Raw genomic sequence first — 14,081 nt, forward strand, 5'->3', positions numbered from 1 at the left:
CAAACCAATATTTTTAATAAAAATTAATTTCTCGTTGATGGGACTTTCAGGTTTCATCAAGCCACCATTTCACTTGATATATGCTTCCAGGATGTCCTCCCTGGACACTATACCCAGAAGATCGGCCTCCTTCACCATGCTGGGGTCCCTCTTCACAAATACAGGGTTTTCAACCACTGGGATCCTTCCAATATCCTTCTCCAGCATGAGAGAGGCGGCCTTTTCAGAAGGAGTATCCGGTGTTATGGCAACAGGGGGTGTCTTCATTATCTTCTCAACCGCCACGGATTTCACGTCACCTGATTCCCTGTGTATCCTTGCATGGCCGTACCTCAGGAGGTCCTTCCTGGTTATGATACCTATAACTTTACCATTCTTCATCACAGGAAGGCCTGAAAACCCTGATTCATCCATAAGATCCCATACAGCTGAAAGCTGGTCGCTGTGTTCACATGTAACAGGGTTTTTGGACATTATCTCACTTACAGGGGTTCTGACCGGCTCATAGCCGTTTTCAAGGAAGCCTGATATGAGGTCTATGGCGCTCAGTATTCCCACAAGCTTCATGCTGTCGGTTGACTCAACAACAGGTGCCTGTATCTCACCGGCCTTTAGTAGCTCAGATGCTGCCCTCACCGCATCCATCTCAGGGGTCAGGATAACCTTTGGTTTCTCCATTATGCCCCTTGCCTCAAGATTTGACTTGGTTGCTGTGATGCTGAGCACATCACCCCTTGTTATAAGACCCCTCAGTTTCTCTCCCTCAACCACAGGGACGCATCTGAAATCCTCATCCCTTAGAATGGATCTTACTCTTGTGGCGGCGGTTTCAAGTGAGACTGAGACGGGATTCAAAGTCATTACGTCTCTTACAAACAAATCATTCACCCTCTAGGTCCTCTTTACACTCCTCACATATGTATCTACCATCATACTCCTCAAGGTACTCCTCATAGTTACCGCAGACCTCGCACACACCGGGGACAGACCTCTCATTCTCAAGTGTCAGTGCCCTGTTCTCCTCAATCCTTGCATTCTCAACAAGGATCTCGGTGAGCTCAGGGGCGACCATCATGACATCAGAGGATGTAAGTATCCCCACCAGTGCACCGTCCTTAACCACAGGGAGTCTCCTTATACTGTTCTTTGCCATCAGCCTTGCGGCGTCACTGAGTTCCCTTTCAGGTTCTATGCTTATGAGGTTGCGGCTCATTACCTCGCCAATTGTAACCTTGCTGGCAGTCAGGTCCTTGGAAACCACCTTCCTTATGATGTCACTCTCTGTGATGAGTCCTTCAGGTTCGGAGTTGCTCTTCACAATGATGCTTCCGACCTTCTTTTCTGTCATTATCGATGCTGCTTCTGCAACGCTGATGCCAGGGTCTGCTGTTATAACATTCGATGTCATGGCATCATGGACTGTAACCTTTGTTTCCATTTCCATCTGACAACCTCCTACCTAAGGCCAAGGGCCCTATGCATCTGTGGTATAACGTAAACATCCATATACTTTCCGGCTTCCTGAGACATTTCCAGCAGGCGAGGAGTGTACAGAGCCCACTGTTCAGGGGGACTGCAGGGCTGTATAACCATTGAAAGTTTTTCAGGTTCATCAACGCCTTCACGGAGCCTCATGGCCAGGGCCCCGATGTATTCAGCCCCCGTTGTGGGCATCACAACCACCTTACAATATGTATTTACACCTTTTGATATTAATATGTTTATGACTTGAATCTCCCGATCAATGAGGTCATCTGGACCGGATATATCGGATTCTGTAATATTCTGGTTGAAATCCCCTGAAAAATGTTCAGATGTTTTAATATCCACCGATGCGTAATCAAAGAGGTGGGATATCCTCCGGGCACTGGCCGGGAGAGAGCCGTTGGTTTCAAGAAGAGCACTCCATGGGGAATCCTCAAGGAATTCCCTGATAAAATCAGGGTAAAGAAGCGGTTCACCACCTGTGATGCTCAGTGAATGAAAATCAGGTGTCATGAGGTTTTCAACCATCCCCTGAAGCTGGTCTGCTGAGATTTCCTCTCCACATGAGGGGTCCCTGCTCTCTGGGGTGTCGCAGTAGCTGCAGTTAAGGTTGCAGCCTGCGAACCGTATGAAAATCTGCCTCTTCCCTACAAGGAGGCCCTCACCCTGGATGCTGCTGAAGACCTCCATAATGGGTGCCCTCATATGGATCACCGGGATATGGTGTAGATGGCCCCCTGTCCTATTCCCTCATTTACGCAGACCTCAACCGAGGATATATCGTACTTTCTGCCAAGCTCCTTAAAGAGGGTGGAGGCAAAGTAACGTGAAAGTTCCTCTGCAGAGCTGGACTCAAGGTCAAGGAGGCAGCAGTCCTCCTCGGGTATGCTGTACTCCTTACCACCGATCTCAAATTTGATGTTTCCACTTATTGATGAGAAATTTATAAGAGGACTTCTGAGGGGTATGAGGAGTTTATGGTCAAATCTGCTGCATAGTTCTCTGACCACTGCCTTAACGTCCTTGAAGTCAGCCACGAACCCGTGCCTGCCACTCCTTTTCCCCTCCACCTTAACGTCAACTATGTATGAATGTCCATGTATGCATCCACATGACTCGTGTTCAGGTATCATGTGTGCCGCTGAAAACCTCAAATTGGCATGTATCCCGTTGATAACTATTTTCATTTTAACCACATCTGCTAATCAGAGTGTCTGTTCCTCAGAAGATTCTGGTTTTGCATATATCCTCCTCAATGGAGTCAATCTCATGTATGTATGCCATGGCAACGTTCTCCGCTATCTGCACCACGCCCTCCATTCCAATTTCAGGCCTCTCATCCAGGAGCCCCACGGTAGCCACATCATCTGGTGTGCCCTTCTCATGGATGTTCACACCCAGGTGTATCTTCATGCTGGATACCGAGGCGGTTGCTATGGAAACAGTTAACTTGGATGCTCCTATGTAGAGGTCATCACCCTCCCTCCGGATCTCGAATCCATGGCCCATGAGCTCCTCCATGAGGAGCATGACCAGAATCCTCTGCCTGTGATAGGATAAACGCAGACTTGATGGCTGTTCATCAAAGTGTTCAACAATGAAGTGGAGGACATTCTCAGACTTTATCTCAAGGTCAACGTCCTCGTAGTCCACGATGTTCTTCACGTCCATTGGGCCTATCCAGGTTATTATGCTCGAACCCTTTATTCCCAGTTCACTGAGGGCCCATGCAGGTTCTATCTGGCTTCCATCATAGAGGATAGGGTCCTCGAGGTGCTCATATATCATTCAATCACCATCTAAATATTTGGAGGTGGTCCTATAAGTAGGATTTGAGTCACGTGAAAAGACCGTAACAGAGATCCCGCTGGGGAAGTGATCTCAGGATTTGAGTTTCTGATGTGATTAAAATCATTCAAGAACCAGTAGCTCCCTGTAACCGGTTCTATCATCCATCACCCTTCTCAGTTTACCATGATAGGGTATCACGGCAAGTTCGACGGTTGTCCTTACCCTGCAATAACCCTTAAGGTGTCCGCCAATTACCCTTCCAGAGGAATCAGCCACTGCAATGTGGATGTGGACACCATCGCCTGTGATTGTCCCCTGAAGGGATATTATCTCAAGGGGACCCTCAACCTTGAGGATGCTCTCATCCGCTGTCCTTATCATCACACCATTGAGGCTACCTATACCCGATACAACGGCGCCCTCAACTTCAAGGGCCTCCATCTCAGCCATGAGATCCATTCCAGGCACAATTCGGAGGAGAATCATATTAAATTATTTGCAGATCCGCCCTCATTTAATTATCCCTGAGAATCCAGATAACCCAGAAGAGATACAGCCTCCCATGATCCCCAGAAGAATATGAAAAGCTTTATAGTTACATCATGCATTTAATTTACCTATGAAAGCCCGAATCCGTGACTTCATATACACCTCTGATGACCTATTCTTTGCTGTTACATCATATGTTCATCCAGAAGACAGGATACTATCCTTTTTACGCTACATACCCGACAGTGAAGGTGAAAGGTCCCTGAATTCTGCAAGATACTCAAAGGTGAATTCTGAGCTGGCATACACCTTCCTTGAGGAGAATCACCCCACCTACCTCCACCACTATGAGGAACTCGGCGTACTCATGATGGGTGTGCCAAACGAAAAGGTGGAGAGGATACTGAGGCCAGACGAGCGCCTTATGGATATAATGGAAGCACCCGCTGATAAGCTGCTGGAAAGGGTTGTAATGGTTGCAGACACTTTGCATGATGCCGCAAGGATCCCCTACAGCTCCATGGGGGTTTCAGGTTCAGTGCTTCCCGGATTATATGACCCCCTGAACTCTGATATCGACTTTGTGGTTTACGGTTTAAGGAACCACTGGAGGGCCATGGAAGCCTTCGGTGAACTTAAGGAGGACCCTGAGAGCCCGCTGAATGGACTGGATGAGGAACAGCTCATGAGGGTCTACAGGAAGAGGATCACCGATGATACGCTCTCCTTCAGGGAGTTCTGCTGGTATGAGATGAGAAAGAACAACAGGGGAATAATCGATGGGACCCTATTCGATATCCTCGCTGCAAGGGACTGGAGTGAAATTCATGGTTCATGGGCCGATACAACCTATGAGGACTGCGGCAGGGTGACTGTGGAGTGCACAGTATCTGATGCCATCGAGGCCTTTGACAATCCTGCGAGGTACCTTGTGGAGGATGTCATTGTACTTGAAGGGCCCGAAGCTGAAATCACTGAGGTTGTATCCTTCACCCATACCTACGCGGGGCAGGCCAGGGAGGGTGAAAGGATAATCGCAAGGGGTAAGCTTGAAAGGTTCAGTGGAAGGGAAAAAGGATACCGGGTTGTTGTGGGGACAACAAGGGAGGCCGAGAACGAGTTCATAAAGCTAAAGGAACTCAGATTATAATAACAGGTGAAAGACCCAATATACCTTAAATTAAAAAGAAAATGGGTTCATTAAACCGTGGTGAATACTGATCTGAAGTCCGCTGCCATCATGTTACCTGTGCTGGTCTTAACTGCAGTCCTTGGAACAGTTATGATGTATTTTGTACGGGCACGCCAGCTGCCAACGGGTTTTATGTAGAGCCTGTTACCTACGATCCTCTTACTGATGGACTTCGACCTTCCAGTGGATGTTCTAACCGTTATCCTACTGTAGGTTGGCCCTGCAATTATACTGTTACTGAAGGTTATAACAATAGTCTTGGTCCTTGAAACCCTTGTCGCACCATTTCTCGGGTCAATGTAGGTCACAGCAATTGCGGATGTGAAGAAAGAACTGAAATCCGATGTAAGGGTAACCCCATTGGCAGTTTTAACTGAGTTCCTTGGCACGGTAATTATATACCTGACGCCGGGGCTCCATCTGCCATCAGGGGTAATGTAGAGCCTGTTACCACTTATACTCTTGTAGATTTTCTTGGAGACACCGCTGGATGTTTTGACTGTTATGTTACCGTATGCAGTGCCGGCGAGGATATTCTCACTGAAGGTTATAACAATCTTCCTGGTTGATGAAACTGAAAGTGCACCCTTAGGCGGGTCAACTGAGAGTACACCTAATGGTTTGAAGACTGTAACATTCACCGGTGTCATGTTATTTACAGTCACGCTATGGGTTCCATTCTGAAGAATGATACTGAATGTCACCGTAACCGTTGCGTGTGTATCAACTTCAACAATCTTCTGATCAACTATAACACCATTCACAACGAGAAGGACTGTCTCATTCTTTGAAAAATCACCAATATTTGTGATTTCAGCCGTTACTGTGACATTTAATGGTTTTGTTCCATTCAAGGGTGTTACAGTGAGGTTATCATAGTTTATGGTGGCAGGTATAATGTTCCTGTTCACTATGAGATTGTTGTTGAGTACACGGGCGTCCCTTATATCTTTACCCTCTAGGTCTTTACCCTCTAGGAGCTGGGTTGTATCATTGTAGGGAACTGTTATGTTGACCACATGGTTACCTGGCCCGAGGCTTACTGGCCTTGTGATGGTCTGTGTCTCGCCGTAATTGAGTGCATTTATGTAGTGCACTGTTTCATTGCCATCACAGTTTATCTTAACCATGAACTGTCCTGTGGGGTCTATGCGTGTGAGGTTGGCCCTGCCGTTGTTCCTTATAATCACCTGAATGTTCGTGGGTGTTACCGCAGCATCAACCACTTCAAGGTCCACTATCATGGGTCTATAATCCACAGATATGGGTGAATCCCCAAGTCCATCCCCATCGGTATCATTCCCTAAGTAATCTGACCAGTAGTTACCTATCTCTGTGTTGTTAAGGCGGTTGCCCGCTGCTGTAGACACGACGCCGTCTATGAGATAGTTTCCATAGATACTATTATCACTACCTGTGAGGTAAAGATTGTAACAGGTCGAATTAGCTATCCTGTTAGCTGTTATGGTGTTGTTGACACCGTAATTGTGTATTCCAAAATTATTGTCGGTCATGTTATTATCAGATATTGTGTTGAAGGTGGCCCCGTTCATGGAAATTGAATAGGTGTTTTCTTCAAATGTGTTCTGGGATATGGTGTTGTATGAGGAATCCTGAAGGTATACGCCGATATATCTGAGAGTTATAGTGTTTCCTGAGATCAGGTTATCTGAAGAATTTATGAGATCTATTGCGTCTCCGCCGCTAGTTATGGTGTTACCCATAATTTTGCTGTTGGAGGAACCGTTAAGTTTAATTCCGCCAGCTGTGGTGATGTAGTTACTCGATATGTTACATCTATCTGCATTCACAACTATTCCATAGTCATTGCCCCCGGTTATATTGAATCCGCATATACCAACACCTTCTGCCGTTACGTTTATTACGGGTCTGTTGGGATCACTTGGATTTATAACCGCGGTTCCCATCTTTGCTGCTCTCAGTGAAACATACTCCTGGTTTATCTGGATATTCTCAGTGTAGGTTCCAGCCTCAACTCCTATAACATCACCCGGGCCACACTCATCCAGTGCCGCCTGAATGGTGTCATAAATCTTCCAAGTCCTCTCGTTGACAACAGCCCCTGAGGCTGTGCTGGAAAGGGCAGCCGCAAAAAAACAGCCAATAACAACATAAATACCTTTCTATACATGCACCTCCCCCCATTGAGTACATTAATTATATTGAACAAAAAACAATTATATAATTTACTAATTTAACCAAAATTCCAAAATGTATGGAGAAGTATACCTTCATGTCTCACCACGGTTCGCCTTTTCATCAGGAAGCGAGGAAAATCAACTCAATTTCCCTATTTCATCGGAAGTTGAACTATTTAACTGCAATACGATAAATCATCAAGGTGGACATTGGATAGACACCAGTAAATGAAGTTATACCATTCATTTAATATACATGGAGGTTTTCATGTGAATGTTGGACTCATAGGATTTGGAACAATCGGGGCGGGGGTTGTGGAGATATTCAACACCAACCATGAACTCATCAGAGAAAAAACTGGAAAGGACCTGAAACTCAAGAGGGTGGTGGACCTTGACATAGAAACGGACCGTGGCGTTGAGATAGACCCTGAGATACTCTCAACAGACGCTGATGATATACTCAATGACCCGGAAATCGATATCGTGATAGAGCTCATAGGGGGCTATGAACCTGCCAGGAGCTTCATACTGAAGGCACTGGAAAATGGTAAGCACGTTGTAACAGCCAACAAGGCACTCCTGGCCAGGCACTGGGATGAGATAATGGCCGCTGCAAGGGAGAATGGTGTGAGGATCGCATTCGAGGCCAGTGTGGGTGGGGGCATACCCGTGCTGAGGGCCCTCAACGAGTCCCTTGCAGCCAACAGGATAAAATCCATTTATGGTATAATAAACGGCACAGCCAACTATATCCTCACAAGGATGGCCTCTGAGGGTATGGAATTTGATGATGTCCTCAGGGAGGCCCAGAGGCTCGGTTATGCTGAGAGGGATCCCACATTCGATATTGAGGGTCATGACACCGCCCAGAAGCTGATAATACTGGCTCTACTTGGTTTTGGTGTTTATATACCTGAAGAGGACCTCCACGTGGAGGGTATAAGCAGAATAAGACGGGATGACATTGAATACGCAAATAATGAGCTTGGGTGCAGTGTTAAACTTCTTGCAAGGGCCTCTCTGGATGATGGTGAGCTGGAAATGGGTGTCATGCCCTTCCTTGTACCCCATGAACACCTGCTTTCATCTGTAAATGGCGTGTTCAACGGCATATACATCACAGGTGACTTCACCGGCCCTGTGATGTTCTATGGTAAGGGGGCCGGGAGGAGGGCCACTGCAAGTGCAGTTGTTGCAGACTGTATGGACATCGCCCTGAACCCTGAAAGTCCGCTGCAGCCAGGACCTGGTGTCAGGATGGTTGAATCCATAAGGGAGTTCAGAGAAACCAGATCAAGGTACTATATCAGGCTCGATGCGGTTGACAGGCCAGGGGTCCTCCATGAGATAGCCGGGGCCTTCAGCAGGCATGAAATAAGCATTGAATCGGTTACACAGAAGGGTGCACTTGAAGGCGAATCTGTACCCATATACATAGTGACCCATGAGGCAGCCGAGGGTGACATTCAGAGCGCCATGAAGGAGATATCTGAAATCCAGTGGGTTACAGGTGAACCTGTCCGCCTTAAAATACTCTAATTTTCTAAATCTCCTCTTTTTGTTTTTTCATTGCGTAGATATCACGTAAACCCCATGCCATGAGTTCCTTCAGACCCGGGATTCTTACCACCATACTTAATACTTATTAATAAATTAATAATAATATAGTGGTGGTGAATTCTATGTCCATTGCGGTTTCCATGATATCTGAATTCATGTTCTGTCCCATGAAGGTATACCTCCGTGAACTCCTTGGTACCAGTGAGCCGGGTAACAGGTTTGCAATAAGGTTAAGGGATACTTACCTCGATTTCAGGGCAGCCGCTGAGAGCAGGGCCCGGAAGATCGATGAAGACATCAGGATGGATGAACTGGAATCGGTCCTCAGGGAGGATCTCGAGGGGATAATAAGGGGCCTTGATGACACCGAAAGGGATAAGATAGTGGATCTAATGCTTTTTGAGGTTGAATCCACTGCAAACAGGATAATGAGGGCGATGAGCACCCTTGGGTTTTCAGGGGACATGGCGGCCCATGTGCTGTTTCCCCCATTGATCAGGGATTACCCCATAAACGATCCCTCCCTTGAGATCCATGGACGTGTAACCATGGAGCTGGTTGATGGCTCCTACTACCCCCTGAAGATCAAGACCTCAAAACCCCCCTTCAGGGGTGTCTGGCCAGCTGACACCCTTGAACTCACAGCACAGGCTATTCTGGTGGAAAGGGAATTTGAAACAGAGAGCATGGTTTCATTCATTGAATACCTGCTTCCCGGTGCGCGAAGACCCGTGCTGACAGATTACGGGAGAAGGGAGTACCTATTCGATATCCTGGATGATATAAGAAGGATAAAGGATGATGGTGAGGTGCCTGAAGTTCAGGTGAATCCCTCTAAATGTGCAAGCTGCGCTCTTGCAGAGACCTGCTCACGGGAGTATCCGCTAAAATGACGGTGTTATAGCATCTGCACCACCAGTAAAGCCAAGAGATCACAAAATCCACTGTACAATAATCATCATCATGTGAAAAAGACCCCGACATTCTGCCGCTAAAATGATTAGAATTAAATAACCGTTAAAACATAATAATTCAAGGTGATGATATGAAGGAGGAGCTTCTTAAAAAGTGTGAGGATATTGACAGCCCGGATGTGATGAGCAGTTGCCGTGTTCTCCTGGAACTCGCTGCCAAGAAGAAGGAGGAAATACCCGAAGAGGATCAGACCTACCTTGAAATGGCAGAGAACCTCAAGCCATCAGATGTATCAAAGGTCCTTGAACTCGCCCTCAAAATAAGGGAAAGTGGTGAGATAAAGGACCCTGAACTCAAAAACGCAGCCAGTAAACTTATAAGGGCTATCGAGATGAGCTGAAACCTTTAAATCTTTTTTACCCTTTATCCGGGTGGCTAAAATTTTTCACCCCTTACCTTTTCAATGTTAAAAACCGCGGTGTCGGCAACCGCCATTACACTCATAACCCCCGCCTGTATGGGGTCTGTCACCACAAGATCCGCCACCCCTGTGACGCTCCCTGGCATGTTGAGGCTTATGACGATAATATCATGTTCACTTTTAACCCTCTCAACAGCCCTTGTGATCTCCCCACCCATGAGCGAACCGGCAAGTACAAGGGCTGCCACCCTCGGGAGCCTTCCAACCGCGCTTACAGCCTCTGCAAGTTCAGCCTCACCCACGAGGGGTATGGTGTCGATGCTTATGCGCTCGCCCCTTATGTTGTGCCTGTCGGCCTCGCTGATGGCACCCATTGCTACCTGGGATACCTGGGCCCCTCCCCCTATTATGATTATCCTCTTACCATAGATCTCCTCAAGTGACCTGTGCACCCTGACATCAACCACTGTTTTCGAGGCCCTGATTTCATCCAGGAGGGAGTCCATGTCCTCCACATCCTCAAGTTCCATGTATATGGAGCCATGGCCATCCCTTTCAACATACAGATGGGCGTAGGTGATGTTTATATTCCTTGAGGCTATCATGCCGGTTATTTCACTGAGAACTCCTGGCCTCTCAACTGTCTTTATACTGAGAGCTGCTGAACTCATTTAAACCACGGAAAAATTTAATCTGAAGCCTCAAGGAGGGCTTTCTCTCTCCTCCAGAGGCTCAGGTAGTTATCCTCATCCCTTACGGGTATTATTCTGAGGCCCAGTTCTCTGTGTTCATCTATCCAGTCCTCATCAAACACAGGGACCTCTATCTTGATGTGCTCGTCGGTGGGGTTTACGACTATGAGGTTCCTGTAGGGGAACTCCAGTTCCACTATGTATCCACCGAGGCTTATCATGTGGTGCGGTCTTATAACAATCTTCATGTTATCACCTTCATACGAATGCCACCACCAGTGCCAGAACCCCTATCACCGATGCTGCTGCTGTTACCGGATAGAACTGCTTGAAAGTGAATACCGGTGCAAAGGCGCTGAATACTGCCATGATTATGGGGAATATGACTGCAGCTGCCAGGTTGACGAGTATGCCCCAGCTCAGTATGTTGGGGGGTACCCCGATGAAAAGCACGGAGAAGAGACACCCAAGTGTGAACATCAGAAATCCCCGGGTTATGTAGACGAATGCCCTGTACTTGGAAGCGTACTCCATGTAGGGGCCCTCTATAACATCGGCCTTGGTCTTGAGTATTGCGAAGGGATACTCGTTGAGGAGTATCATGTAGCCAATGAAGAACGCCACTGTACCTATGACCCCTGCAAGGGTGAAGAGCACAGGGCCATTGGCTGCCTGGTATGCCACTATATCCCCAATGGATATGCTTCCAGCCATAACCGCAGGCACGAAGAGTGCGATGTACAGGGGGAATGACCCGAATGCAATCAGCCTGAAAGCCCTCATTGCACTTAGATCCTCAAGGAAGTACCTCTGGACGTTGGGGTGTTTGGCCCCCTTTGCAAGGTCAGGGAATGGCATTCTGAGGGACATGACCGACCTTGAGAGTGAACCCATGAAGACGTAGATCACCTCCTCTATCTTGAGGAATCCTACAACTGCGACGAGACTTGCAAGGGCCCCGAAGGTGTACATGGGGGGTATGAGGAAGAGCAGTATGAGGAGTGCTGATAGGAACCCTATAATGGGGAGTGAGTTGTATAGACGTGGGAGTGGTGAGCATGGCTCAATGGTCTTCTTGTAGAAGAACTTGAGTGCAGCCATGAGTCCCGGGCTTGAAACAGGGGGACCTATGCGCTGCTGTATCCTTGCATGGACAAACTTCCTCTCAATACCCGGAAGCCAGAGGCTTACAATCAATCCAAGTATGACTGTTCCCGTGACAGATATGATTGAATATGATGCATCCACTTTGATCACCCTTCAGCATTGAGGTCTACTATTTCAATTGCCCTGTCTGTGCATGTGAAGCAGGGGTCGCACTGCACTATCCCGAGCTGTGCATCGGTGATGTGGTGGCCTATGCAGGCATACTGCATCGCCCCTATGTTTGACATTGAGGGTGTCCTTATTATTGAACCCCTCACCCTTCCATCCTCTATTGCATAGGAATGGTAGAGTCTCCCCCTGGGGGCCTCAACGTAACTCTTCACTATTCCCGTATCCTGCATCTCCCAGTTCCTGTCAACAACCCTTCCATCTGGGAGGTCCCTGAGGGCCTGTCTTATTATCTTTATGGATTCAAATATCTCGAGTACCCTCATGAGGAGGTTTGCCCTGACATCTCCACCATCCTGGGTTATGACCTCGAATTCGAATGGGTCGTAGCATGGCATTTCAGTCCTCAGGTCGAATTCTACACCGGTTGCCCTGAGTGTTGGACCTGTTACATGTAATCTGAGGGCATCCTTCCTGCTTATGGGGCAGACCCCTGTTATGCGGGACATTACCATTGGATCCGATGTGAACCTCTCTGCAAAGGCCTCAACCTTCTCCTCTATGAAGTCCATTCCCTCCATTATCCCCTGGATTTTCATCTCATCAAGGTCTGCCCGGGGCCTTATTCCCCCGATGATGGGTACACCGTACTGTACCCTGTTACCCCCTATGAGCCTCAGAAGCTCCATGACGGTCTCCCTTATATAGAATAGCCTCATGGAGAATGTTTCATGGCCCAGGACCTCATTTCCATGGGCCAGATAGAGGAGGTGGCTGTGGAGCCTTTCAAGTTCCCCCACTATTATCCTTATGTAGGATGCCCTTTCGGGTATCTCCACACCGAGGCCCTTCTCAGCCACCAGGACTGAATTCCAGAGGTGAACGCCTGAGCAGATCCCGCATACCTTCTCTGTCAGGCTGTTGGCCTTCTCAACAGGGAGCCCCTCCATTATCCTTTCAATTCCCCGGTGGTTGACCCCGACGGTTATCTCGGCGTCTCTGACTATTTCATCCTCAACGAACAGCCTCACACGGTAGGGTTCTATGGCTGCCGAGTGCACGGTACCCATTGTTATTTCTGTCTCAATTATCTCCCTTTTTCCATCCATTGTAAGCACCCTGATTTATCAATCTGCCTCCAGAAGTTTTGGCAGTGCTGCGACTGCCCCTGCAAGGACATCTTCAGGTCTTACCGCGCATCCAGGGACCTTTGCATCCACAGGTATGACCTTATCCACTGGGCCGCAGATCTCCTCTGAGGGGATGTCCCCATGTATATTCTTGTAGACCCCGCCCATCAGAGCGCAGGCCCCTGCAGCTATAACAGCCTTGGGTTCTGGTATTGCATTGTATATCTCCTTAAGTGGCCCCTCGTTCTGTTTTGTGACCGGACCGGTTACTATTAGTACATCAGCCTCCCTGGGGTTCCATGTCAGGAAGATCTTGTACTGTTCGGCGTCATATTTTGGTGAGAGAACTGCGTTCACTATCTCTATGTCGCAGCCGTTGCATCCCCCGGTGTATACGAGCATTGCATGTACAGCTCTTGCCCTTGAAAATGATTTGAGACCCATAATCCATCACCTACATCTTCCTTGCAGCCTCTGCAAGGGTGTCGGTCCTCTTTATAACGCTTTTATCCGCCAGGAACTGTGATATGAACTTCAGTTTGTCCTCACTTATCTTGATGGGTTTCTGAAGTACGGCTCCGGCGTCAAATTCCGCCTCACCCACATCATTGGGGTGGATGGTCCCTGGTTCCCCGAAGAGGGCGTAGAGTGGGCAGAAGTCATGGCAGTAATAGCAGTGAACACACTTTTCACTGTTGAGGACCGGTATCTGTTTCTTTATGAGGCCCTCTATTATCTCAACCGGTTCATCAAGGTCCTTCATCTCAATGGCCCCTGTTGGGCATGCATTTGAGCATCCAGCACATCCTATACATGATACCTCCGCAACCTTTGGTTCCGGTTCCACTGTGCCCTCAAGGATCCTTCTTCTCAGTTCCATGTCCGTTACCCTGTCTGCTGCAAAGAGTATCCTCTTGAGGTTTGTGTAGGAACCCTCCAGCATTATCCTTAATATGTTCTTCACATGAG

Annotated in this window: 17 protein-coding genes; 4 read left to right on the forward strand and 13 right to left on the reverse strand. The window is 47.9% G+C overall.

From position 1 onward, the window contains the following. Positions 1–69: 69 nt before the first annotated feature. The 6 genes from OXN82_RS07025 to OXN82_RS07050 form a co-directional block, all read right to left on the reverse strand. Positions 70–888: a CBS domain-containing protein gene (locus OXN82_RS07025; RefSeq protein ID WP_321211161.1), complete on the reverse strand. Its 819-nt coding sequence runs from the start codon at positions 886–888 to the stop codon at positions 70–72. Then, positions 881–1,444: a CBS domain-containing protein gene (locus OXN82_RS07030; protein WP_321211162.1), complete on the reverse strand. Its 564-nt coding sequence runs from the start codon at positions 1,442–1,444 to the stop codon at positions 881–883. The genes OXN82_RS07025 and OXN82_RS07030 overlap by 8 nt, the downstream gene beginning before the upstream one ends. An 11-nt stretch (positions 1,445–1,455) precedes the next feature. Continuing rightward, positions 1,456–2,190 carry a 7-carboxy-7-deazaguanine synthase QueE gene (locus tag OXN82_RS07035; RefSeq protein WP_321211163.1) on the reverse strand — a complete coding sequence of 245 codons (735 nt, stop codon included), beginning with the start codon at positions 2,188–2,190 and terminating at the stop codon, positions 1,456–1,458. 5 nt (positions 2,191–2,195) lie between these two features. Then, a complete protein-coding gene (locus OXN82_RS07040; RefSeq protein WP_321211164.1) occupies positions 2,196–2,672 on the reverse strand; it encodes a 6-carboxytetrahydropterin synthase in 477 nt (158 codons plus the stop codon). A gap of 34 nt (positions 2,673–2,706) precedes the next feature. Continuing rightward, positions 2,707–3,273, reverse strand: coding sequence for a DUF366 family protein (locus OXN82_RS07045; protein WP_321211165.1), 567 nt, complete (start codon positions 3,271–3,273; stop codon positions 2,707–2,709). Positions 3,274–3,396: 123 nt separating this feature from the next. After that, the gene (locus tag OXN82_RS07050) at positions 3,397–3,735 is read right to left on the reverse strand and encodes a PPC domain-containing DNA-binding protein (RefSeq protein ID WP_321211166.1); all 339 of its coding nucleotides are present in this window, start codon (positions 3,733–3,735) and stop codon (positions 3,397–3,399) included. A 160-nt stretch (positions 3,736–3,895) separates the two neighbouring features. Between OXN82_RS07050 and OXN82_RS07055 the strand changes: the two genes are divergently transcribed. Then, positions 3,896–4,915, forward strand: a complete 1,020-nt coding sequence (locus OXN82_RS07055; protein ID WP_321211167.1) for a DNA polymerase subunit beta — start codon at positions 3,896–3,898, stop codon at positions 4,913–4,915. Between the two features lie 50 nt (positions 4,916–4,965). Here OXN82_RS07055 and OXN82_RS07060 read toward each other — a convergent pair whose 3' ends face one another. After that, positions 4,966–6,885 (reverse strand): Ig-like domain-containing protein, encoded by a 1,920-nt coding sequence (locus tag OXN82_RS07060; protein ID WP_321211168.1) that lies wholly within the window; start codon positions 6,883–6,885, stop codon positions 4,966–4,968. A gap of 501 nt (positions 6,886–7,386) precedes the next feature. Here OXN82_RS07060 and OXN82_RS07065 point away from each other — a divergent pair. The 3 genes from OXN82_RS07065 to OXN82_RS07075 all read left to right on the forward strand — a co-directional run bounded on the left by OXN82_RS07065 (position 7,387) and on the right by OXN82_RS07075 (position 9,994). Next, complete coding sequence (locus OXN82_RS07065) at positions 7,387–8,658, forward strand: homoserine dehydrogenase (protein WP_321211169.1); 1,272 nt, start codon at positions 7,387–7,389, stop codon at positions 8,656–8,658. A gap of 143 nt (positions 8,659–8,801) precedes the next feature. After that, entirely contained in the window at positions 8,802–9,572 is a 771-nt protein-coding gene (locus tag OXN82_RS07070) for a Dna2/Cas4 domain-containing protein (protein ID WP_321211170.1), read from the forward strand. A 152-nt stretch (positions 9,573–9,724) separates the two neighbouring features. Beyond that, positions 9,725–9,994 (forward strand): hypothetical protein, encoded by a 270-nt coding sequence (locus OXN82_RS07075; RefSeq protein ID WP_321211171.1) that lies wholly within the window; start codon positions 9,725–9,727, stop codon positions 9,992–9,994. Between the two features lie 35 nt (positions 9,995–10,029). Here the strand turns inward: OXN82_RS07075 and OXN82_RS07080 are convergent, their stop codons facing one another. From OXN82_RS07080 to OXN82_RS07105, 6 genes are read right to left on the reverse strand one after another with little or no spacing between them, the layout of a single operon-like run. Beyond that, positions 10,030–10,686, reverse strand: a complete 657-nt coding sequence (locus tag OXN82_RS07080) for a DUF5612 domain-containing protein (RefSeq protein WP_321211172.1) — start codon at positions 10,684–10,686, stop codon at positions 10,030–10,032. Between the two features lie 17 nt (positions 10,687–10,703). Continuing rightward, positions 10,704–10,955: an energy-converting hydrogenase B subunit P gene (locus tag OXN82_RS07085; protein ID WP_321211173.1), complete on the reverse strand. Its 252-nt coding sequence runs from the start codon at positions 10,953–10,955 to the stop codon at positions 10,704–10,706. Between the two features lie 10 nt (positions 10,956–10,965). Beyond that, entirely contained in the window at positions 10,966–11,955 is a 990-nt protein-coding gene (locus tag OXN82_RS07090; RefSeq protein WP_321211174.1) for a respiratory chain complex I subunit 1 family protein, read from the reverse strand. A gap of 5 nt (positions 11,956–11,960) precedes the next feature. Then, the gene (locus tag OXN82_RS07095; protein WP_321211175.1) at positions 11,961–13,091 is read right to left on the reverse strand and encodes a nickel-dependent hydrogenase large subunit; all 1,131 of its coding nucleotides are present in this window, start codon (positions 13,089–13,091) and stop codon (positions 11,961–11,963) included. A gap of 18 nt (positions 13,092–13,109) precedes the next feature. Further along, on the reverse strand, positions 13,110–13,556 hold the full coding sequence (locus tag OXN82_RS07100) for an NADH-quinone oxidoreductase subunit B family protein (protein ID WP_013296416.1): 447 nt from the start codon (positions 13,554–13,556) through the stop codon (positions 13,110–13,112). 10 nt (positions 13,557–13,566) lie between these two features. Beyond that, the gene (locus OXN82_RS07105) at positions 13,567–14,076 is read right to left on the reverse strand and encodes a 4Fe-4S dicluster domain-containing protein (RefSeq protein WP_321211176.1); all 510 of its coding nucleotides are present in this window, start codon (positions 14,074–14,076) and stop codon (positions 13,567–13,569) included. Positions 14,077–14,081: the final 5 nt, after the last annotated feature.

This window comes from Methanothermobacter sp. DP, assembly GCF_026692625.1.
Taxonomy (GTDB): domain Archaea; phylum Methanobacteriota; class Methanobacteria; order Methanobacteriales; family Methanothermobacteraceae; genus Methanothermobacter; species Methanothermobacter marburgensis.

Coding starts and splice junctions, on each gene's coding strand:
- OXN82_RS07030 (WP_321211162.1), bottom strand. CDS start 1,444: ATGGAAATGGAAACAAAGGTTACAGTCCATGATGCCATGACATCGAAT.
- OXN82_RS07035 (WP_321211163.1), bottom strand. CDS start 2,190: ATGAGGGCACCCATTATGGAGGTCTTCAGCAGCATCCAGGGTGAGGGC.
- OXN82_RS07040 (WP_321211164.1), bottom strand. CDS start 2,672: ATGAAAATAGTTATCAACGGGATACATGCCAATTTGAGGTTTTCAGCG.
- OXN82_RS07045 (WP_321211165.1), bottom strand. CDS start 3,273: ATGATATATGAGCACCTCGAGGACCCTATCCTCTATGATGGAAGCCAG.
- OXN82_RS07050 (WP_321211166.1), bottom strand. CDS start 3,735: ATGGATCTCATGGCTGAGATGGAGGCCCTTGAAGTTGAGGGCGCCGTT.
- OXN82_RS07055 (WP_321211167.1), top strand. CDS start 3,896: ATGAAAGCCCGAATCCGTGACTTCATATACACCTCTGATGACCTATTC.
- OXN82_RS07060 (WP_321211168.1), bottom strand. CDS start 6,885: ATGGGAACCGCGGTTATAAATCCAAGTGATCCCAACAGACCCGTAATA.
- OXN82_RS07070 (WP_321211170.1), top strand. CDS start 8,802: ATGTCCATTGCGGTTTCCATGATATCTGAATTCATGTTCTGTCCCATG.
- OXN82_RS07075 (WP_321211171.1), top strand. CDS start 9,725: ATGAAGGAGGAGCTTCTTAAAAAGTGTGAGGATATTGACAGCCCGGAT.
- OXN82_RS07080 (WP_321211172.1), bottom strand. CDS start 10,686: ATGAGTTCAGCAGCTCTCAGTATAAAGACAGTTGAGAGGCCAGGAGTT.
- OXN82_RS07085 (WP_321211173.1), bottom strand. CDS start 10,955: ATGAAGATTGTTATAAGACCGCACCACATGATAAGCCTCGGTGGATAC.
- OXN82_RS07095 (WP_321211175.1), bottom strand. CDS start 13,091: ATGGATGGAAAAAGGGAGATAATTGAGACAGAAATAACAATGGGTACC.
- OXN82_RS07100 (WP_013296416.1), bottom strand. CDS start 13,556: ATGGGTCTCAAATCATTTTCAAGGGCAAGAGCTGTACATGCAATGCTC.